The 20,857-nt window shown below is 46.3% G+C and carries 17 protein-coding genes; 15 read left to right on the top strand and 2 right to left on the bottom strand.

Features of this window, described 5'->3' with window-relative positions; genetic code table 11:
• Window positions 1-5: 5 nt before the first annotated feature.
• Complete coding sequence (locus tag CXF70_RS07855; protein WP_101802176.1) at window positions 6-1,685, top strand: hypothetical protein; 1,680 nt, start codon at window positions 6-8, stop codon at window positions 1,683-1,685.
• A gap of 188 nt (window positions 1,686-1,873) precedes the next feature.
• A complete protein-coding gene (locus CXF70_RS07850) occupies window positions 1,874-3,001 on the top strand; it encodes a CAP domain-containing protein (protein WP_101802175.1) in 1,128 nt (375 codons plus the stop codon).
• Between the two features lie 472 nt (window positions 3,002-3,473).
• Here CXF70_RS07850 and CXF70_RS07845 read toward each other — a convergent pair whose 3' ends face one another.
• Window positions 3,474-4,304, bottom strand: a complete 831-nt coding sequence (locus tag CXF70_RS07845; RefSeq protein WP_084243153.1) for an undecaprenyl-diphosphate phosphatase — start codon at window positions 4,302-4,304, stop codon at window positions 3,474-3,476.
• Window positions 4,305-4,454: 150 nt separating this feature from the next.
• Here CXF70_RS07845 and CXF70_RS07840 point away from each other — a divergent pair, with 150 nt between their 5' ends.
• The 7 genes from CXF70_RS07840 to CXF70_RS18555 all read left to right on the top strand — a co-directional run bounded on the left by CXF70_RS07840 (window position 4,455) and on the right by CXF70_RS18555 (window position 12,818).
• Window positions 4,455-5,534, top strand: a complete 1,080-nt coding sequence (locus CXF70_RS07840; RefSeq protein ID WP_101802174.1) for an AI-2E family transporter — start codon at window positions 4,455-4,457, stop codon at window positions 5,532-5,534.
• 110 nt (window positions 5,535-5,644) lie between these two features.
• A complete protein-coding gene (locus tag CXF70_RS07835; RefSeq protein WP_084243151.1) occupies window positions 5,645-6,088 on the top strand; it encodes a MarR family winged helix-turn-helix transcriptional regulator in 444 nt (147 codons plus the stop codon).
• A 3-nt stretch (window positions 6,089-6,091) separates the two neighbouring features.
• Window positions 6,092-8,722, top strand: coding sequence for an MMPL family transporter (locus CXF70_RS07830; RefSeq protein ID WP_101802173.1), 2,631 nt, complete (start codon window positions 6,092-6,094; stop codon window positions 8,720-8,722).
• Between the two features lie 137 nt (window positions 8,723-8,859).
• Window positions 8,860-9,312 (top strand): hypothetical protein, encoded by a 453-nt coding sequence (locus CXF70_RS07825; protein ID WP_084243149.1) that lies wholly within the window; start codon window positions 8,860-8,862, stop codon window positions 9,310-9,312.
• Window positions 9,312-9,764: a GNAT family N-acetyltransferase gene (locus tag CXF70_RS07820; RefSeq protein WP_101802172.1), complete on the top strand. Its 453-nt coding sequence runs from the start codon at window positions 9,312-9,314 to the stop codon at window positions 9,762-9,764. The genes CXF70_RS07825 and CXF70_RS07820 overlap by 1 nt, the downstream gene beginning before the upstream one ends.
• A 273-nt stretch (window positions 9,765-10,037) precedes the next feature.
• Window positions 10,038-11,069 carry a F0F1 ATP synthase subunit beta gene (locus CXF70_RS07815; RefSeq protein WP_101802171.1) on the top strand — a complete coding sequence of 344 codons (1,032 nt, stop codon included), beginning with the start codon at window positions 10,038-10,040 and terminating at the stop codon, window positions 11,067-11,069.
• Window positions 11,070-11,165: 96 nt separating this feature from the next.
• On the top strand, window positions 11,166-12,818 hold the full coding sequence (locus CXF70_RS18555; protein ID WP_101802170.1) for a serine hydrolase: 1,653 nt from the start codon (window positions 11,166-11,168) through the stop codon (window positions 12,816-12,818).
• A gap of 298 nt (window positions 12,819-13,116) precedes the next feature.
• Here CXF70_RS18555 and CXF70_RS07805 read toward each other — a convergent pair whose 3' ends face one another.
• Window positions 13,117-13,317: a cold-shock protein gene (locus tag CXF70_RS07805; protein WP_006830093.1), complete on the bottom strand. Its 201-nt coding sequence runs from the start codon at window positions 13,315-13,317 to the stop codon at window positions 13,117-13,119.
• Between the two features lie 228 nt (window positions 13,318-13,545).
• On the opposite strand from CXF70_RS07805, the gene CXF70_RS07800 reads away from it, so the two are divergent.
• The 6 genes from CXF70_RS07800 (at window position 13,546) to fumC (ending at window position 20,824) form a co-directional block, all read left to right on the top strand.
• Window positions 13,546-14,055 (top strand): P-loop NTPase family protein, encoded by a 510-nt coding sequence (locus CXF70_RS07800; RefSeq protein WP_101802169.1) that lies wholly within the window; start codon window positions 13,546-13,548, stop codon window positions 14,053-14,055.
• 127 nt (window positions 14,056-14,182) lie between these two features.
• A complete protein-coding gene (locus tag CXF70_RS07795) occupies window positions 14,183-14,896 on the top strand; it encodes a hypothetical protein (RefSeq protein ID WP_084243144.1) in 714 nt (237 codons plus the stop codon).
• A gap of 440 nt (window positions 14,897-15,336) precedes the next feature.
• Entirely contained in the window at window positions 15,337-15,876 is a 540-nt protein-coding gene (locus tag CXF70_RS07790) for an NfeD family membrane protein (RefSeq protein ID WP_101802168.1), read from the top strand.
• Window positions 15,877-15,896: 20 nt separating this feature from the next.
• Entirely contained in the window at window positions 15,897-17,411 is a 1,515-nt protein-coding gene (locus CXF70_RS07785; protein ID WP_101802167.1) for a flotillin lipid rafts scaffold protein FloT, read from the top strand.
• A gap of 279 nt (window positions 17,412-17,690) precedes the next feature.
• Entirely contained in the window at window positions 17,691-19,184 is a 1,494-nt protein-coding gene (locus CXF70_RS07780; protein WP_101802166.1) for a UDP-N-acetylmuramoyl-L-alanyl-D-glutamate--2,6-diaminopimelate ligase, read from the top strand.
• 257 nt (window positions 19,185-19,441) lie between these two features.
• The gene (gene fumC, locus CXF70_RS07775) at window positions 19,442-20,824 is read left to right on the top strand and encodes a class II fumarate hydratase (protein ID WP_101802165.1); all 1,383 of its coding nucleotides are present in this window, start codon (window positions 19,442-19,444) and stop codon (window positions 20,822-20,824) included.
• The last annotated feature ends 33 nt before the right edge of the window (window positions 20,825-20,857 follow it).

The following is a 20,857-nucleotide window of genomic DNA, read 5'->3' as shown; positions in this document are numbered from 1 at the left end:
TTATTATGAGCAGCATTCTATTATTCAGCGCTCTTAGCGCTTTACTGGCGGCAGTTATCATTACGCCGATTACTGCAGGGAGAAGAGAAGGCAAGGGAAACACTTCTGCTGTTTTTGCGATGTTTGCCATTGTCTTCGTAACGGCGTTTCTTGCTATTGGAATATACTATTATATTTTTAATGTGGATCGCAATCTCACATCATTATGGCCAATTGCTTTGGCGGCCGCGGTTCTGGGCACTATGTTTGCCCAAGGAACCGAGCAGAAAGCAAAAGCCCTGCTGCTGGTAGGCGCAGCGGGGGCAGCCGCTTATATCCTGGCAGCCCCGCTGTTCAACGCGACGGAAAAATTTGAGTCAGTGGAAATGAAAGAGGAAGTCGAGCTCGAAGCGTTCGATGAAACAAAAACACCGGCGAGCGTGCCTCCGCAGTTTGCGCGCAATAAAATGAAGAAAGCCTTTGGGCAAGTGCCGGACACCAGTTATTATGAACTCGGCAACCTGCAGATCCAAAAAGTGGGCGGCGAATATGTCTATATTGCACCGGTCGAGTTTTCCGGTTTCTTTAAATGGTGGAATGCCGATTCCACACCGGGTTATTTCACCATGAGCGCTACAGACGCCGCGGCAAACCCGAAGTTCATCAAAGAAGAAATGAACTATACACCTTCGTCCTATTTCGGGAAAAACATCGAACGGAAAATGCGCAGCGAAAATCCTCGAGCCGTATTTTACGGGGAGCCGCAATTGGAAGTCGACGAAGAAGGAAAACCCTTTTACATCCGGTCTTACGGAGAATTCATTTCAGCGCGAAACGGTTTTGATGTGAAGGGGATCGCTGTAGTCGACCCGGTAACCGGTGAAAACGTGAATTATGCGCTGGAAGATGTGCCTGGTTTTATTGATGGAGCGGTTTCTCCGGAATCGGTCAGCCTTGAAAACAGTTATTACGGCAATTACGCGAATGGATTCTGGAACAGCAAATTCAGCAAGAAAGACGTCAAGCTGCCTTCCGATGAAGGAACGGAAGCGAACGTCAGCCCGATCTTCGATGCTGATGGGGAAATGTACTATTTCACGGATTTCACCAGTCCGAAAGAAGGCGTGGATTCAATGCTCGGCTACTCGCTGACGAATGCGCGCACGGGTTCTTCGACTTTCTTCACTGGAAGCCTGGAAGATTCCTATATGGATTCGCAGGGGAATCTGCAGATCATTGAAAAGCAATTCATCGAGAAGGAATGGTCCGGTGAAATGCCTGTCCTATATAATTTTTACGGGGAAGCAAGCTGGTTGACGCCGGTCCTGGATTCCAACGGCTTCCTGCAGAATTATTTCATCGTCTCAGCGGCCAATCCGGAAATTTCCGTATTTGCGGAAACGCCGAACGAAGCGCTGCGTTTATATCAGACTGCTCTTCAAAGAGGCGGCAGCATAGTGGATGGCGCGTCGGAGGCACCTGAAGCGGAAGCCGCAGGTACTGTCGAGCGTGTCTTCAAGGAAAAGACGGGCGACTTTACGATTGTGTCGTTCCTGCTTGAGGACGGAACGAATTATATCGTGTCATCTGAAAGCAATCCGCTGGCGATTTATCTCGAGGCCGGCGACGCAGTGAACATCACTTATGCTGATACAGGTGAATTATTCCTGCCGGTCAAAGTGCTGCAGATTCAAGCGATCGAATAAGATGAACTCTTTGCCTTTTAAAAGGCAGAGAGTTTTTATTTTGATAAGATTCAATTCAATTATTTGGAAATAAAAGAGGGCATATCTATCTTTTTATTTCTATATTACGTTTTCCTCTTTCTTCAAAGTTCTTTTCGCTTTATAGAACGGCATGGAGAGATTAAACTGAACAGAAGAGGTGATTGCGCGTGCGAAAATTATTCTTATTGTTGGTCATTGTCGCTCTGGTTTTTTTCGCACGGCCGCTTTGGGAAGAACCGGTCGGCGAGTATGTGGATTTGAGTTTTCTTGATACCATTGAAAACGCTGTTGGAAATCTCGCTGACGGCCCGGATGTAACAGAAGCGCTCGACGAGGCGAAGGAATTTACCACACGCTTCGCGAGCCAATTGCAATCACTGGTGAGGTCAGATACGGCTGAAATGCCGGAAGCTGTCGAAAAACCTGAACTGTCCGAAACTGATTCTCTGTTCGCCATCCATAATGTGACGCTTGGGATGTCAAAAGAAGAAGCTCAGGTCAAAGTGGGGTTGCCGCTTCGGCTGATGAAGAATGAATATGGAACCGATTGGCACAGTTATCATACAAATTTCCAGAATTACGTGTTGCTGGCCTATGATAAAGACGGCAATGTCAATGGCATGTTCACCAACCAGAATTTAATTTCCTCCACTGAAGGCATTACGATGACCTCCAATAAAGAAGAAGTACGCAGTAAATTGGGGGTTCCGCTGAAAAGCCTTCAAAAAGGGAATGTACAGTACATTCTCGACACCCGCGAAGAATACGATTTATTCAAAGTCGGCGATCTGTATATCACGGTTTTCTACGATATCCATGAGGAAAACACAGTGACTGCCCTGCAGGTCATCCATGAAGATCTGGAGAAAGACCGGCCGGAAATCTATGCCGCACCTGATGACGATCTGCGTGAAGGCTATGAATTCCTATTATACGAGTTGACCAATTCTGCCCGCATCCAGCGGGAGCTGCCTCTTTTGAAATGGGATGAGCAGGCGATGCTGACTGCGCGGAAGCACAGTGAGGATATGGCTGAAAAAGAATATTTCAGCCATACCAATAAAGAAGGGGAGTCACCATTCGACCGGATGTCTGATGACGGCATCGACTTTTTCGTCGCTGGTGAAAACCTCGCTTATGGCCAATACAGCAGCATCTTCGCACACGAGGGGCTGATGAATTCCATGGGCCATCGTGAAAATATCGTCAAACCGGATTTTGGCTATCTTGGTGTCGGTGCGGCTTTCAACAGCGACAACCAGCCGTTTTATACAGCTAATTTCTTTAATAGATAATAAAGAAAAGCGACAGTGCCCGTTAAGCCCCGACAAGCAATAGATGGCTAAAAGGAAGTTTGAGCCATCTATTTGCGACGAAGCAGCGCAGCGATGCAGGAGCAGCATTAAAGCCCAATAAATTTTTTGGCGATCTTTGCCATTGCTGGCAAGACCGAAGCGACTCGAGGGGGTGGGCTACTGGAGTCTAGACAATGTGGCAAAGAGCCGGTCCGCTTAGCGGATCGGCTCTTTTGGCGTGCTTTTAGCGAGTTGGGCGTATTTAAGTGAAAGTTGGGCATAAACTAGCTGAAGTTGGGCATATTTCGACCGAAGTTGGGCATATTCGGACCAGAGTTGGGCATAAACTGAAAATCGACAAAAATTATCGGGGGTTTGAAACCATTGCCTGTCAGAAGCGTATGACAAGAGTGTCTAATACATAAAAAAGCTGACCTTTGTCAAAAGGTCAGCTAACAAATCGTTTATTTCATCAGTTAAGCAGGAACCATGCCAGTACGACAAGCGGTCCGACGATGAAGCAGTAGATAGCGAAGTATTTCAACTGCCCTTTGGCCATGATGTTCATGAACCATTTCAGGGAGAAGTACGAAGCGATCAGTGAACCGATGAAAGCCATGATGTAAGGTACGGCCAACGTGGCAAGATTGTCATCGTTCAGAATATCGGAAATACTGAGAACGGCGCCTCCAAGACTGATCGGGATGAACAGCAGGAAAGAGAAACGCAATGCTGTTTCCTGATTGATGCCGCGTGCCATGGCTGCGACGATTGTAGCACCACTGCGGCTGATTCCGGGGATCAGTGCCACCGATTGAGCCAAGCCGATAATGATGGCGTCTTTCATCGTCATGTTGCCGTCTTTGCGTTTGCCGTGGATGTCGCGGATCAGCCAGAGCGCGACACCGGTGATGACCAGCGTAATGCCGACAGTTACGATAGTGGAAAGGTAATCATCAATCGTGTCCTGGAAGAGCACACCGATTATGGCTGCTGGAATGGTGGCCACCACCAGGTAAACGATGAACATGAAGTCGCGTGTGGTTTCTTCGTCTTTTACTTTGAAGAATCTCAGGCCGTTGACGATCAGGCGCTGGATATCTTCGCGGTAGATGATGAGTACAGCGATAAGCGATGCCGTGTTGACGAGCAGCGCAAATGTGGAGACGCTGCCTTCGATTTCAACATCAAGGAAGTATTGGGCGATCAGTAAATGGCCGCTGGATGAAATCGGAATCGGTTCCGTCAATCCTTGAAATAAGCCAAGCAATAAAAATTTGATGGTAAGCCATAATTGTTCCATTTGAAAATAACTCCTTCTGCATGTTTAAGATTATGTATGGGCATTGGTATAGACGCAACAGAAACTGTAAAGTTCGCTTTCACAAAGAACAATAATAACATAATTTCATGTTAAACTGGGTATACCGAAGAAATAAAAGGAGGGAAACTTTTGACAAATAAACTTTGGTTCCAAGCAGGAGTCGGAATTATCCTGGCTTTAGTCATTATTCGTCTATTTATAGAGGTACAAGGGATATTCGACCCGCTGTTCATTATCGCAAAAACGATTTTTGTGCCGCTGCTTCTGGGCGGCGTGCTGTTTTACCTGACACGTCCCATTCTTTATTTTCTTGAAAAGCGCGGATTGCCGAAATGGGCGTCCATAATCAGCATCATTCTTGCTATTGTATTAGTCTTTTGGCTTTTTTATGTAATGATCGGACCGATGGTGACCAAGCAAGTAAATTCACTGGTGGACAATGCGCCGGAAATTGTTGAAGATGTTGAAAACTATGCACAATATCTGCTGGATCAACGAAGCCGGCTGCCAGACAGCATTCAGGAACAAATCAATGGAATGACAAGCAGCATCGGTGATTGGGCATCCAATATCGGTTCTGTGATGCTTTCTTTTATAACAGGTTTGATATCGGGATTGGTGACACTTATTCTGGTGCCGTTCTTCCTGATATACCTGTTGATAGACCATAAGAGATTTGTGCCGTTCGTCTCCGGTTTCTTTTCAGGTGAACGAAAATCCTGGATTATCAAGACTTTGCAGGACATAGACCGTACGTTGAGATCTTATATCCAGGGGCAGTTATTCGTCAGTTTCCTGGTGGGGATCATGCTGCTGATCGGTTATTGGATCATTGGTCTCGAATATGCGTTGTTATTGGCACTGATAGGCATGGTGACCAATGTCATCCCCTTCCTTGGACCATATATCGCAGTCATTCCGGCTATTATCATCGCATTGGTGACGGATCCCGTTAAAGTAATCTGGGTCTTGGTCATCATGCTGGTGGCCCAACAGATCGAAGGCAATCTGATCACGCCGAATGTCATGGGGAATGCGCTGGATGTTCATCCTTTAACAGTCATTACGCTGATACTGGCAGCGGGGAACATTGCTGGCCTTTGGGGAATCATCCTTGCGATTCCAACTTACGCCGTGCTCAAGTCGATTGCCAAAAATGTGTATGCGCGACGGCAGGAAATTAGGGAGACAGCTACAAAAGATGTTTGAGAGGACCCTCATGAATGAACTATTCATGAGGGTTTATTTTTGTGATGGTAATGTCTTGACGAAAAATAGTCTACCCCCTAAACTGTTAATAGTTGAGGGGGTAGACTATTTTGGATCAACGAATAAAGGAAGCGGTGGATCTCTTCACGGATGTGATGGTCTACGGTACAGAAAAAGTCATCAAATCAGTCGATCATCCGCTGTGGAAAGAGTATTCACCTGAACAGATGCAGATGCTGAAACTGATCAGCAAGGAGAAACGTGTCACTTCCAGCCGTCTTGCAGTGCTGCAATCCGTACATAAATCAGCAATTTCCAGCAGGATAAAAAAGCTGCTGCAAAAAGAGCTGATCCGCATTGCCGAAACGGATGACAGGCGGACGAAGATGCTTGAGATAACAGACGCTGGCGAGGAAGTGCTGGCGCAGTCGGACAAGGCTTTGACCGACTACATTGAAAAGCTGATGTCGGAGCAGATTGAGGACAAAGAAATAGATGAGTTCCTGATCATCTTCCGCAAGCTTAAGAAGATACTAAAAATGGATGGAGTGTAAATTGTGAAAACAGTATTAAAACTCAAATGGCCGATCCTGATCGGTTTAATCGTCTTAACAGCCGTTCTTTTCCTGTTGGCTCCGAACTTGACCGAGCAGGCGGAAGAAGCGGGATCTTTCCAGCTGTCTGACGACGCATCATCACAGCAGGCCGCTGATATTCTGGCGGATGCAGGAGCTGCCGCGCAAACCATTTCAGTTGTCGTGCCGATGGATTCGGAACTGGATGATTCGACGCGCGATACACTGGAACAGATGGTTGCCGATATCGAAGCAATCGGAGAACCGGTAACATCCGTATTGAATCCGGTCGAAAGTGAAGAGCTGGAAGAGCAATTGATCTCGGAAGATGGGGAAACGATCCTGATCCCCATCACCTTGGATGGTTCCGATGAAGAAGTGAATCAAGTGGCGGATGAAATTCGTGAGAATGTCATCCCTTCAGATTTAACGGCTTATATTACAGGGGAAGCAATCATTAATAATGATGTTAATATCAGTGCCCAAGAAGGCTTGAAGCGGACTGAAATCATTACAGTTGTATTGATTTTCGGTTTATTGCTGGCAGTTTTCCGGTCGTTTGTCACACCGTTCATACCGCTTGTAGCAGTAGGGATTACGTATTTGCTCAGCCAATCGATCGTGGCGTTTTTCATTGACTGGTTCGGCTTCCCGGTTTCAAACTATACACAAATTTTCCTGGTGGCGATCCTGTTCGGGATCGGGACCGATTACTGTATTTTGCTGCTCAGCCGCTACAAGGAGGAATTATCATCCGGGCATGGCGTTGAAGAAGCAATCATCAATACCTATAAAACTGCAGGACGTACATTGCTGATCAGTGGACTTGCTGTATTCATCGGATTTTCTGCCATCGGTTTTGCCGAATTTCCGATTTTTAAATCAGCGGTAGCTGTCGCAGTCGGGATTTTCGTCCTGCTGATCGTCCTGTTTACCGTCGTGCCATTCTTCATGGCAGTTTTGAAGGAAAAATTATTCTGGCCTTCAAAAAAATCAGCTTCGCATTCGGACAGCAAAATCTGGATCTGGATGAGCAAGCTGTCCATCAACCGGCCGTTATTGTCGATGTTGGTTGTAGCGATCATTACTGTACCGTTATTGTTTACTTATGATAACGATCTGTCTTTCAACACCGTTGATGAAATCGGCGGAGAATACGAATCGGTGAAAGGCCTTCGCGCTATTGAAGACGGCTTTGGCAAAGGCGAATCTTTGCCGGTCCAGGTTCTGTTCAAATCCGATGATGCTCTGACGGATGAAGATACGATTCCTTATTTTGAACTGGTCAGCCGTGAAGTTGAAAAAATTGACGGCGTCGATTCAGTCCGTGCCATTACACGTCCGACGGGCGATGTAATTGAGGAACTGTATGTTGACGAACAATTGGGCTTGCTGGCGGACGGATTGACTGAAGCCCGTGACGGTCTGGGCGAAGTCCAGGCAGGTCTTACGGAAATTGAAACCAATCTGGCCAACATTGCCGGCCAGGCTGGCGGTTCGGATGGACTTGGTGAAGCTGCGGCAGGCCTTGGCCAGTTGAACGACCAGCTCGGTCAAGTTACACAGGGGCTGCAACAGACTGGAAATATCCAGCAGACGGTTGGCGCATTGACGCAAATCAGCGGCGGCCTTACTGAAATCGAGCAAGGCCTCCAAGGAGCAGCCGGCCAGACAGGGGAGCTTGGTGCAGGTCTCGGTCAATTAGCTGAAGGTCTCGCATCCGCCAACGAAGGACTCGCTGAAATCGAAGGCGGCCTTACAGAAGCGTCAGATATGATGCAGTCGATGAGCGATAGTGAATCCGTTCGTGCGACGGGTTTATTCATTCCCGAAGGAACACTGGATGAAGAAGGGTTCGAACAGGTCTTTGACCGCTATACATTCGCTGATGAAACGGGCGTGATGATGGAAGTCATCCTTGCTGAAGATCCATATTCGCCGGAAGCGATCGACACCGTAGCGGAAATTAAAGACACCGTCAATCGCAGCATAGCGGCAACACCTCTTGAAGAAGCAGATGTTGCGTTCGGCGGAATCGCCAGCATCAACAGCGACTTGCAGGATGTTTCTTCGAACGATTTTACAAACACAGTCATCATCATGCTTGTCAGCTTGTTCATTGTACTGGCTATCCTGTTCCGTTCATTGATCATGCCTTTATACATGATCGGTTCATTGCTGCTGACGTATTATACGTCCATAGCCATTGCGGAATTGATCTTCGTCAACGGACTTGGCTTTGACGGCATCAGCTGGGCCGTGCCGTTCTTCGGCTTTGTCATGCTGGTGGCTCTTGGGGTCGACTATTCCATTTTCCTTCTCGACCGTTTCCGTGAAGAATCTTTCAACGGCATTTCGGTTCGTGAAGCGATGTACACATCGATGGCGAAAATGGGAACAGTCATCATCACGGCAGCCATCATCCTTGCCGGCACGTTCGGTGCAATGATGCCTTCCGGTGTATTGAGCCTTGTGCAGATTGCGACAATTGTCGTGACGGGTCTGTTGCTTTATGGCTTAGTCGTATTGCCGCTGCTCATTCCGGCAATTTCGGTGTCATTCGACCGCGGGGTCTGGTGGCCGTTCGGCAATCGTAAACGCGATCATAAATAAAGATGAATAATAGATTGAAGCTGCAGGGGGCACCTGAAATGGGAGTGCACCAGCAGCTTTTTTCTGTTAATGAAGGATTTATAGCAGCCATGCTATAATGGGGAAAGAATGAAAAAATGAAACGGGGTATATGCACTATGCTTACATTTGAGCAAAAACTGGAAATCATTGAATCGTTTCCGGAATTGGCACGCAAAGACGTGTCGATGAAGCGCGTCAATTTCCATTACGAAGAAAGCCTGTACGACAAGAAAATCGTCGTCTATCACCTGCATCCGAATGGCAACGGCTTTGTCTATGTCGGCAACTTGCCGCAGTACGAGGCGGACAATAAAGGCTTCGTCAATATCCGGGAATTCTCTGAAAAAGAATTGCGCAGCATCCTGGCTGATGCACTGGATTATTTGTCATTGGAGCCGGAACCGCCTTACGACAAAACCTGGTCGAACCGCGACAATGTGAAACTGGATCTGGTCTATGAAGAGCCTTTTTGGAATATCTACACCGGCAAAAACCTGGAAGAAAGCTTCGGCACGTTTGATGATGCCGAAGATTATTTGATCGATCAAGGTTTCAAAGAGCCGAAATAATGGAGATTCGCTTGCTGAATGATGGTGCTGATCTGCCCATGAACTTGCTGCTGGAAGCGGATCCTTCTGAAGAACTTGTCAGGGAATACTGCAGCAACGGCTTTGTCTATGAAGCGGCTGTCGATGATGAATTGATGGGAGTATATGTTTTATTGCCATTAACGGACGGAATCGTGGAAATCAAGAATATCGCAGTCGCAGAAGATGCGAGAGGACAAGGCTATGGCAAACGGCTGATCCAGCATGCATTGTCTGAAGCGGAACGCTTAGGCTTCGGTAATGTCGAAATAGGCACCGGCAATTCAAGTGTCGACCAGCTGATGCTGTATCAGAAATGCGGCTTTCGCATCGACTCGATTGACCGGGATTTCTTTACGCGAAATTATCCGGAACCGATTTTTGAAAACGGAATCCAGTGCCGCGACATGATCCGGCTGGTTTATACTTTTTAATGTGAACTCTTCCTTTCGGGGAAGAGTTTTTTGTTTAGGGGAAGCAAGGCGATAAATAGAGAATCGCCGATAAACCTCAAAAAATCGCTGATAAACTATGAAAAATCGCCGATAAAAGCAAAAAAATCGCCGATAAACCTCAGAAAATCGCCGATAAAAATCATTATCCTCCTTCAAAAACATTTAAAAGAAAATATATTTACTTTTAAACGTAATAATTATTGCATTTAAAAGTAATTTATTTTACTATATAAAGTAACGAGGAGGGATTGGATGGAAGAAATCAGATTAAATGTCAGTTTACTTAGAAAGCGTGTCCCCAATTTGACCACTGCGGCCAAAAATGCGGGAATGCGTCCGGCTACTGTTTCAAATCTATGCACCGGCAAAATTGATTTAGGAAAAGCGGAAGTGAAAACGTTGGTAGGGTTGGCGGAATTGGCTAATTGCAAAATCGACGACCTGATCATTCGAGGGGAGAAGAGGAAAATGATTGAAACGAAGATTAAAGCATTGGATTTTTTTGCGCCATTGGTAAAAGGCGGGACGACAGGGCTTGTAGCTCGTCCGGGCATGGGGCAGGTAGTGATACTGGCAGAATTGCTGCATCGCTTTAAAGGAACAGAGCTAAAAACGGTTTTTCTGGCGCCGACAGATGAGCATCCTGAACTTGAAGGGACGATTGAACTGGCGGATCAAATCACCCGCGGACTTGAAGATACACTTGAAGCAATCCGCCGATTCGGGGAGCAGGCTGTATTGGTTACCGACAAAGAGCATGTAGATTCCGGATTGTTATTTGAGCTGCAGGAGGCATTGGGTAATCAGGACAGCACCACTACTCTGCTGGTCGACCTTTCAGGCAAAGTATCAGACGATGATTTCCCATTCGGACCTCTTGAAACAGTGTGGCAATTGGATGCTGATTTGGCTGCGCGCCATCAATATCCAGCGCTCAGCCCGCTATATTCAGCTTCATCAATTCTTGATGAGAGAGACGCGGATGAACAGCATTTCCAACTCCGTCAACGTGCACGTAATTTACTCCGGCGCTACCGTGAGCTGCGGTCGATTGTGCAGTCGCAAGGCGAAGGACGCCTGCCGTCCGCAGAAGTGGAGACTTATCGCAGAGGGGAAAGGCTGGAAGCCTATTTTACCCAGCCGTTTTATGTAGCAGAAGAATTCACAGGGCAAGCAGGGAAAACAGTGCCGCTTGAACAGACACTGTCAGATGTTGCAGCCATAATGGATGGCCGGACAGATGAACAGGATGTAGCGCAGCTTCAATTTATAGGATCATTGTAAAGGAGCCCAGGCGCTCCTTTTTTTCATGCAAAAAACAATCAGGAAAAGAGGAAAAAAACGGAGAATTTCGGTATGCTTGAAGCAAGGAGTGATGACATGTTCAAGAAAGTGACTTTGTATACAAATAAGCTTAACGAAGTAAAAGGCTTTTACGAATATCAATTGGGTTTCCGGATTGTTGAAGAAGACGAATTTAGCTTTATGCTGGCAATCGGGGAATCCCAGCTCATATTCCGCGAATCCGATCGGCCGGCGTTTTATCACTTTGCTTTCAACATACCAGGCAATCAGTTCACTCTCGCCAAAGGCTGGGCAAGTTCGCGTGTGGAGTTGAACCGCCAGGAAGGGATGGATGAAATCTACTACTCGAATTTCGATGCGGATGCATTTTACTTTGAAGATCCCGCCGGAAATATCGTGGAATTTCTCGGACGCCGGAATACCGACAGAATGGGGAACTTCACGGTGGATTCATTGCTGAATATCAGTGAAGTCAGTATCACGACCGCGCATGTAGCGGAAGTCGGCAAACAAATCGAAGATATGGATATTCCGGTCCGCGGCAATAAAGGCATAGACCCTGCTTCGTTGAATTTTCTTGGGCAGGGAGCGGCGTTCATCCTTCTCGTTGCACCGAAAAGAACCTGGTATTTCTCGAAGAAGAAGAGTGAAGTCCATCCGGTGTCGATAGAATTGACGGACGGCCGTCAAATTGATATTGATGACGGCGGGCACTTCCGTTCAGCGGTTTCGGAAAATCCGTTGTCGGACCGTCTGGAGGAAATGGAGTTCTCAGGAGCTGCCATGCTGAAAACGAATGAGGAATGGGCGATAGCCAAGGGTATGGCTGACCGGGCAAATGCGCGGCCGAATGCAGTGAATACCCGTTTCGGAATTGCTTCCGGCTGCAAAATTTTCACCGCAGTGGCAATTGCGCAATTGGTCGAGGACGGAAAACTGTCATTTGATGATGTCCTGTCTGACCTGCTTCCCGATGACTTTTCGAATTTTCCTGTAACCATCCATCAATTACTGACACATACGTCAGGGATTCCGGATTATTTCGATGAGTCCGTCATGGATGACTTTGAAGAACTGTGGCAGGAGCTGCCGATGTATCGGATGAAAAACACGAGAGACTTTCTTCCTTTATTCAAGGATAAGCCGAAGAAGTTTGAACCGGGCGAAAACTTCGAGTACAATAATGCTGGCTTTATTGCGCTCGGCATGGTGGTTGAGAAGTTGACCGGCAAAAAATTTACGGATGTAATCGAAGATCGGATTTTTCAGCGCGCTGGCATGGAACGATCGGGTTATTTTCAAATGGACCGCTTGCCGGCAGAAACGGCAACGGGTTATATAGATGAAGGGTCGGAATGGCGCACCAACCAATACGCCATTCCGATCAAGGGCGGCGCTGACGGCGGCGCGTATACGACGGCGGCGGACATGTCAGTTTTTTGGCAGGAATTAATGAATTTCAGCCTGCTTTCCGAGGAAGGGACACGGAATTTACTGAAAGTGCATGCAAAAGATGAAGAAAGTCATTACGGCTACGGGGTCTGGATAAAAAAAGAAGAAGGCGAAGTTCTTAAATATCATGTAATGGGCTACGACCCTGGCGTCAGTTTCCATTCAGGATTTTATCCTTCCAACGGCAGCACATTAACGGTATTATCGAATAAAAGCGCGGGTGCCTATGATGTTATCCGATTGATCGAACAGGAAAAAATGAACTGGCAATCGTAAAGGAGTAGAAGTCCATGAGCGGTAAAAAACTGGCGTTATCCATTATATTCGGCACTATTGGCGTAGCCGTATTGATTTTCGTGGTTTTCCAGCTGTATTTCATGCTGAATTGATAAAAAAACAAGAGGTGATCCGCATAAATTGGATCACCTCTTGTTTTGTCATGGATATTAATGTTTTTCTGAAAATGTATTTTAGCTCCCTGATCGATGGAATAAAAATCTGAGCTAAAAATTTTTTTTGGAAAATAAATAAAAAAATGGATCCTTCCGAAGAAGAATCCATTAATATATTTAGATTAAGCTTTTTGTACGTTAGTAGCTTGAAGACCGCGTTGGCCTTGCTCGATATCAAACGTTACTTCTTGGCCTTCGTCAAGAGACTTGAAGCCTTCGCTTTGGATTGCTGAGAAATGTACGAATACATCGTCGCCGCCTTCTCTTTCGATGAAGCCGAATCCTTTTTCTGAGTTAAACCATTTTACTTTACCTTGTTCCATGTGTGTTTCCTCCTCGTATGCGTAAGCATACATTGTATTACTATCCTTGCTCAAATCTTGCAGATGAACATCTGACACTTTTTAAAAGTTATCCGAACAAAAATAATTCTTCCTTAGAATAACACGGGTATATTAAAAATGCAAGCTTTATGTAAAAATTGGGTCTCGGGCTTAAAATCTTATATTTAATTATACTGGTAGAATGATAGAGAGGAAAGGGGTGGCAAGATGAAGAAAATCATTGTGTGCGGGGTTTCAGCGGGTGCCGGAAAATCCACATTTGCAAGAAAGCTGGGGGAAAAGCTTGAAATGCCTGTGCATCATCTGGATTCTTATTATTGGAAAGCGGGATGGGTGGAAAGGGATACGGAGGAATTCAGGGACAAGCAGCGTCAGCTTGTTCAAGGAGACAGCTGGATCATTGAAGGGAACTATGCCAGTTCCATGGAAATCCGGCTGGCAGAAGCGGATACGTTCATTTATTTGGAGCTGCCGCTGAGGGTCTGTCTCTACCGAGCATTGAAACGGTGGGTGCTGCACTACGGAAAGACCCGCCCTGATATGGCGGAGGGCTGCCCAGAAAAGATGGACAAGGAGTTTTTGAAGTTCATCATCACTACGTATGCAGACAGAAAAATTGAGATGAGGCAACGGGCTAAAGATTTTGTTGGCCGAGGACCTGACCGCCAGTCGGTAATTCTGCAAACACAAAAGCAGATAGACGGTTTCTTGAAATAGATACCTGTTTACAGAAGTGGATATCAAATTATTATCTAATTTGCCGTAAAAATTAAAATATTCACTTACATAGAAAAAATTAAATGGTATCATAAAAGTACAAATCTGAACGGTTGGGGGAGCGGAGATGAAAGTTTTATATGAAGGTACTATCACTCACCAGGTTCTTCGGAAAAAACTGCCTCTGCACATGAAACGGCTTTATCTTGAAGATCTGCCGGCTATTGAAGAAGTACAGGAAGCAGTGGTTGCGGCGATGCCGGAAAAAACAGCTTTACAGCCTTTATCGACAGAAGAATTCCTTTTTATCCTCAATGAACGCGGCTTGATGGTTGGTGCCTATGCGGAAGATAGATTGATCGGTTTCCGCGCATTGCTGATCCCTGAAATCGATGAAGAGCATCTTGGCTACGATATCGGCCTGGCTGAAGAAGAATTGCCAAGAGTGATTTATCAGGAGATTTCGGCTGTGCTGCCTGCTTTCAGGGGGAATCGTCTGCAGCAGAAACTGGCGGATGTCATCATGAAAGAACTGCCGAAACTTCCGGGGAACTTCAGGTATGTCTGCTGCACCGTCGCCCCGATGAACATTCCGAGCCTGAAAGACAAATTCACGCAGGACATGTACATCGGTGCCTTGACTGAGAAGTATGGCAATAAAGAACGCTATGTCTGTGTAAAAGACCTGGAGAATCCTTCAATGAGCTACGAGGAATATGCGGCAGCCAAACTGGACGACTTCACCAGGCAGCATCAACTATTCGATGCCGGGTATGTGGGCATCAACTTTCAAATGAAAAACGGTTTCCATGAAATCCAATTTGTAAAACCCATTCTTTAAATAGAATGGGTTTTTTTAGAGTCTAGAGAACTTTTACTTCTCTAACAATTAAGCTCTAGGCGGACGCTTTCCGCTTCATTTTATAACCTTGAAGAAGTGAAATGATTACTTTTAAAACGAATATTGTGTTTAAACTTTCTCTATTATAGAAAGTAATTAGAGATATGAAGCTAAACAGCGAAGACTCCCAGGGGAGTAGAACCGGAGTTGATTTTCCAACTCCGGTTCGAGCGTAGTGCTGAGATCCACTCGGGCGAAGTGGAACGAGTCCGAGTTAGCTTAGCGCAAGCCCCCAGGAAAGCGGAGCTGTTTCGCGGAATATCGGTTTTAATATTTCTAATTATTAAAGTAAAAATAATAAATAATTCTGAAACTTCACGCCCTTTTTACCGTATATAAGATAAGATGGAAAAGAGCTACCGGGAATGGGAGGTATTGGGATGGAATTGTTTGGTGTTGGAGTGGAGCAAATTTATATGTACGGCTTGCTGATTGCGGCAGGGCTGACTTTATTGTATGTGCTGTTCGGCGATATGGCAGATGCCGGTGAAGGGCTTCCGTTATTGAATCCAGCTGTCCTCCTGGCATTCTTCACTTTGTTTTTCGCCACCGCTTTCGTGCTTGAAAAAGCGGGTGGACTCAACAGTGCCAGTATCATCCTGATTTCAGCGACAGCAGCCGCAGTGCTGGATTTCCTTCTTTATTTCTTTGTGTTATTGCCGTTGAAGTCTGCGGAATCTTCGATCGCCTATACTGAAGAATCGCTTCTCGGCCAAGTGGCGCGGGTGATTATACCGATTCCTGTCGACGGTTACGGCGAAGTGGTGCTGGAAACATACAGCGGCATGATTTCGAAACGGGCGGCCGGGTACGATAACGAGCCGATTGCGCAGGATGAACAGGTGCTGATCATTGAAATCGCTGACGGCACGCTTTATGTCAGGGAATACGAGCCTTTTGTATTAAGAAATAAAAAATAGAAAAACCAGGGGGAATCAGAATGGAAGTGTGGATCGTTATTGGAGTAGTGGCAGCTATATTACTGGCGCTGATCGGAGTTTATGTCACGAAATACAAAACAGTAGGCCCGGACGAAGCATTGATTGTAACGGGAAGTTATCTGGGATCGAAAAATGTACATACCGACGATTCAGGCAATCGCATCAAGATTATCAGAGGCGGAGGCACGTTCCTGCTGCCGGTGTTTCAGCAAGCGGCACCGCTCAGCTTACTATCCAGTAAATTAGAAGTGACGACACCGGAAGTTTATACGGAGCAAGGTGTTCCGGTTATGGCGGACGGTACGGCAATCATCAAAATCGGCGGTTCCATTTCTGAAATCGCGACAGCTGCCGAGCAGTTTTTAGGGAAATCCAAAGAAGACCGGGAAAATGAAGCGAAAGAAGTTCTGGAAGGGCATCTTCGTTCGATTCTTGGATCGATGACAGTAGAAGAAATTTATAAGAACCGTGATAAGTTCTCACAGGAAGTGCAGCGTGTAGCGTCGCATGATTTGGCGAAAATGGGCTTGATCATCGTATCGTTCACCATTAAAGATGTGCGCGATAAAAACGGCTATCTGGATTCATTGGGGAAAGCGCGCATTGCACAAGTGAAACGGGATGCGGATATTTCTACCGCCGAATCGGAAATGGAAACACGCATTAAACGTGCTGAAGCCGGCAAAGAAGCGCAGCGTGCGGAGATTCAGCGTGCGACTGAAATCGCCGAAGCAGAAAAAGAGAATCAGTTGAAAGTGGCAGAATACCGTCGTGAGCAGGACAGTGCAAAAGCCCGTGCCGATCAGGCGTATGAACTGGAAACAGCGCGTTCGAAACAGGAAGTGGTCGAACAGGAAATGCAGATCCGCATCATCGAACGCCAGAAGCAAATTGAGTTGGAAGAAAAAGAAATTCAGCGCCGTGAGCGGCAATACGACTCGGAAGTGAAGAAAAAAGCGGATGCTGACCGTTACGCTGTGGAGCAGGCAGCTGAAGCTGAGAAGTCGAAACAGCTTGCAGATGCTGATGGCCAGAAGTACCGTGTGGAAGCGATGGCGAAAGCTGATGCAGAGAAAGTCCGGCTGGATGGTATGGCGAAAGCTGATTCACAGCGGGCACAAGGTGAGTCGGAAGCGGATGTCATCCGTCTGAAAGGTCTTGCCGAAGCTGAAGCGAAGCGTAAAATTGCGGAAGCGTTCGAAATGTACGGCCAGGCCGCTACCCTCGATATGATCGTGAAGATGCTGCCGGAATATGCCAAACAGATTGCCAGTCCACTTTCAAACATCGATAAAATTACAGTTGTGGACACTGGAAGCGGTGAAGGCGGCGGCGCCAATAAAGTGACGTCCTATGCAACGAACCTGATGTCATCACTTCAGGAGACGCTGAAGGAATCTTCCGGCATCGATGTCCGTGAGATGCTCGAGAATATGAGCGGCAAATCTGACTATGCAGCTACAATTGAACAATTACGCTATGAGTTGGCGGAAAAAGAAGCACCTGTTAAGTAAATACAATTTCACATACATTAATTTGTATGCAAGGAAAATAGTTACATTGAATATTTCCAATATGAACCAGCCACAAAAAGCTTTTGCTTTTTGTGGCTGGTTTTTGGTTTCAGAGAACCGCTGAGAGGGAAAAGATAGACGATATAGTATGAAATTATCATTTATGCTGGATTGTTGCTTCTCTGTCATTTTGTAGATTTAATTAGGGTGGTAGAATTTGATGGTAATATCTTTTAAATGATAATTTCGTGATAAAAACATTTTTTTAAGGAGCACCCTATGAACATACAATTTACAGAAATACCTCATCTGACGCCTCTTTCCGTAAGCGGACCAGAATCACAGGAAATCACTTCAATCGTTTATAATTCAGTGGAGACGAAAAAAGGATCCGCTTTCTTTTGCGTGACCGGAGAAAATACGGACGGCCACTTATATATTGAAGAAGCCATCCGAAATGGTGCATGCGCCATTATCGGTGCGAATAAAGAGATATTGGACCATCATTCCGCAATGGCACCGCAAGTGACATTTTTAGAGGTGGAAAATTCGAAAGTGGCCATGGCGCATATCTCCAATTACTTTTATGGCAATTCACAGGACCGGTTGATCAAGGTGGGTGTTACAGGGACAAATGGTAAAACAACAACAGCCACGTTTGTTTACAGCCTTTTTAACTTATTGGACTTGCCTTGCGGATTTTTAGGCACAACTGGGATTTGGTCATCAACGGGCAAGCTTGCTTATAAGAAAAGCACCCCGACTACACCGATCTCTTCTGACATACATAACATCTTTTCGCAGCTTGATGCCCAAGGAGATGTGGCTGCTGCAATGGAAGTTTCTTCTATTGCCCTGGACCAGAAAAGGGTGGAAGGAATCATCTTTGACGTAGCAATCCACACGAATATTTCTGAGGAGCATATGGAATACCATAAAACTTTCACTCATTATCTCCAATCAAAACTGGAACTTTTCAAGCAGGCGAAGTCTGCTGTCGTAAATCTGGATGATGCCGGCATGTCTAGTGAGATATTGGAGATTATACAATATCCTTGTCTTACCTACAGTGCTGACCCGAATTCGGGAGCGGATCTGATTTGGGGGAATTGCAGGACACTGGACGCCGGACTGGCTTTTGATTTGATCTATCAAGGCATTTCGCGGCAAGTCCAGGTTCCCATTTTTGGTGAGTATAATGCCGGGAACCTGGCTGCGGCGATTGCCGCGGCTTTATTGGCAGGCAAGGCCATCGATGAAATATTGGCCGTTTTACCTGATATGCCTCAAGTGGAAGGACGTTTCCAAGTGCTTGCCGGACCTGAGGGCAGAAAAATCATCCTCGACTATGCCCATACACCGGTTGCTATTGATCTGGTGTTGAAGGAAGCGAAAAAACTGCCGCATCGCAAACTTATTGCGATGATTGCGGGTATTGGAATCCGGGATTTTTCCAAGATGCCGAAAATGGCGAAAGCTTCGGAAGGCAAAGCGGATACGATCGTCGTAACGGTGGACCATCCGGGATACAATGATCCAAACGAAGTGGTGGAAGCTGTGGTACAAGGTTTTACAATCCCTTATAAACAGGAAGTGGTGACGGCTCCTTCGCGTAGGGATGCTGTAATAGAAGCGCTGAAAGCGAGCGGACCGGATGACATCGTCCTGTTATCCAGCGGTTGCATCAACGGTGCGCAAATTATTAAAGGTGAATATATCCCGCATTCGGATGAAGAGATTATTGAGGAATTCTTTTTGCAGCAAAAACATTGATCGACGCCTGCGAGATCAATGTCTTTGCGACGAAGCAGCGTAGCGATGCAACGCACTTTCATGTCTCGAAGCTAGCGCAGCGATGCAGAGACAGGAGCAAAGGTGTTTAAAGCTGGTTTGTGTAATATCGGTTGTTAAAACATATTTTTTTCATACGACTTAAAGCGACTTTTCTTATACAGAAGTCGCTTTTTCCCGTTTTTTTGTGTTTAATAGAAGAGAAGGTTTAATTAGACATAAGAATTGGAGTGAATGGAATGCAATATCGTACAGAGAAAGACACCATTGGTGAAATTCAGGTTGAAGCCGACAAAATGTGGGGAGCTCAGACACAGCGCAGTGTTCAGAACTTTGCAATCGGTACTGAGCGTATGCCGCATGAAGTGGTAATTGCGTTTGCCCAATTGAAAAAAGCGACAGCGAAAGCTAACCATAAACTTGGAAAACTTTCTGATGCGAAGATGAAAGCGATCGAAACTGCAGCCAACGAAGTAATCGAGGGCAAATGGAACGATCATTTCCCATTGGTAGTTTGGCAGACAGGAAGCGGAACGCAGTCGAATATGAACATGAATGAAGTTCTGGCACGCCGCGGAAACGAAATTTTAGCGGAACAGAATTCCGAAGAAAAACTTCATCCAAACGATGATGTAAACATGTCCCAAAGTTCAAACGACACTTATCCGACGGCAATGCACGTTGCGGGCGTATTGGCTGTAACCGAAACATTGATCCCTGCTGTTCAGAAATTGAAAGCCACGTTGGCTGAGAAATCGGAGAAATTCGATGACATCATCAAAATCGGCCGTACGCATCTTCAGGATGCGACACCGTTGACATTGGGCCAGGAAATCAGCGGCTGGAAACATATGCTCGAGAAAAGTGAGCGCATGATCAGCGAAAGCGTCAATTATATGCGCGAATTGGCTATCGGTGGTACTGCGGTCGGAACCGGCATCAACGCAGATCCGAAATTCGGCGGTTACGTGGCAGAATTCATCGCGGAAGCGGTTGGTTCCGAGTTCACTTCAGCTGAAAATAAATTCCACGCTCTGACAAGCCATGATGAAATGGTTTATGCGCACGGAGCCATCAAAGCGCTTGCGGCAGACGCGATGAAAATCGCCAACGACGTACGCTGGTTGGCAAGCGGACCACGCAGCGGCATCGGTGAAATTACGATTCCAGCTAACGAGCCAGGAAGCTCCATCATGCCTGGGAAAGTTAACCCGACACAAAGTGAAGCGTTGACGATGGTTGCGGCACAGGTGATGGGTAATGACGCGACAATCGGTTTCTCTGCCAGCCAGGGGAATTTCGAATTGAACGTGTTTAAACCGGTCATCGCCTATAACTTCCTGCAATCGGTCCGTTTGCTGGCAGACAGCCTTGTCAGCTTTAACGACCACTGCGCAGTGGGCATCGAAGCGAACCTTGATGTTATCCAAAACCATGTGAATAATTCATTGATGCTCGTGACTTCATTGAACCCGCATATCGGTTACGAAAAAGCGGCGGCAATTGCAAAACAGGCCCACAACGAAGGCTCAACATTGAAAGAATCTGCTGTGAAGAGCGGACATCTGACAGCTGAGCAATTCGACGAATGGGTTAAACCGGAAAACATGGTTGGGAAATAAGTAGAAATTGGGGTGGCCGGAATCTTTTCCGGC

Origin of the sequence: Planomicrobium sp. MB-3u-38, from assembly GCF_002836425.1 — a bacterium.
In the GTDB taxonomy this organism is placed as follows: domain Bacteria; phylum Bacillota; class Bacilli; order Bacillales_A; family Planococcaceae; genus Planococcus; species Planococcus okeanokoites.
This window is presented reverse-complemented; position numbering and strand designations above follow the sequence as displayed.

Bases quoted from the DNA above. Each gene is read 5' to 3' on its own strand.
- CXF70_RS07855 (WP_101802176.1), top strand. From the start codon at position 6: ATGAGCAGCATTCTATTATTCAGCGCTCTTAGCGCTTTACTGGCGGCA.
- CXF70_RS07845 (WP_084243153.1), bottom strand. From the start codon at position 4,304: ATGGAACAATTATGGCTTACCATCAAATTTTTATTGCTTGGCTTATTT.
- CXF70_RS07825 (WP_084243149.1), top strand. From the start codon at position 8,860: ATGCTTACATTTGAGCAAAAACTGGAAATCATTGAATCGTTTCCGGAA.
- CXF70_RS07820 (WP_101802172.1), top strand. From the start codon at position 9,312: ATGGAGATTCGCTTGCTGAATGATGGTGCTGATCTGCCCATGAACTTG.
- CXF70_RS07815 (WP_101802171.1), top strand. From the start codon at position 10,038: ATGGAAGAAATCAGATTAAATGTCAGTTTACTTAGAAAGCGTGTCCCC.
- CXF70_RS18555 (WP_101802170.1), top strand. From the start codon at position 11,166: ATGTTCAAGAAAGTGACTTTGTATACAAATAAGCTTAACGAAGTAAAA.
- CXF70_RS07805 (WP_006830093.1), bottom strand. From the start codon at position 13,317: ATGGAACAAGGTAAAGTAAAATGGTTTAACTCAGAAAAAGGATTCGGC.
- CXF70_RS07800 (WP_101802169.1), top strand. From the start codon at position 13,546: ATGAAGAAAATCATTGTGTGCGGGGTTTCAGCGGGTGCCGGAAAATCC.
- CXF70_RS07795 (WP_084243144.1), top strand. From the start codon at position 14,183: ATGAAAGTTTTATATGAAGGTACTATCACTCACCAGGTTCTTCGGAAA.
- CXF70_RS07790 (WP_101802168.1), top strand. From the start codon at position 15,337: ATGGAATTGTTTGGTGTTGGAGTGGAGCAAATTTATATGTACGGCTTG.
- CXF70_RS07785 (WP_101802167.1), top strand. From the start codon at position 15,897: ATGGAAGTGTGGATCGTTATTGGAGTAGTGGCAGCTATATTACTGGCG.
- CXF70_RS07780 (WP_101802166.1), top strand. From the start codon at position 17,691: ATGAACATACAATTTACAGAAATACCTCATCTGACGCCTCTTTCCGTA.
- fumC (WP_101802165.1), top strand. From the start codon at position 19,442: ATGCAATATCGTACAGAGAAAGACACCATTGGTGAAATTCAGGTTGAA.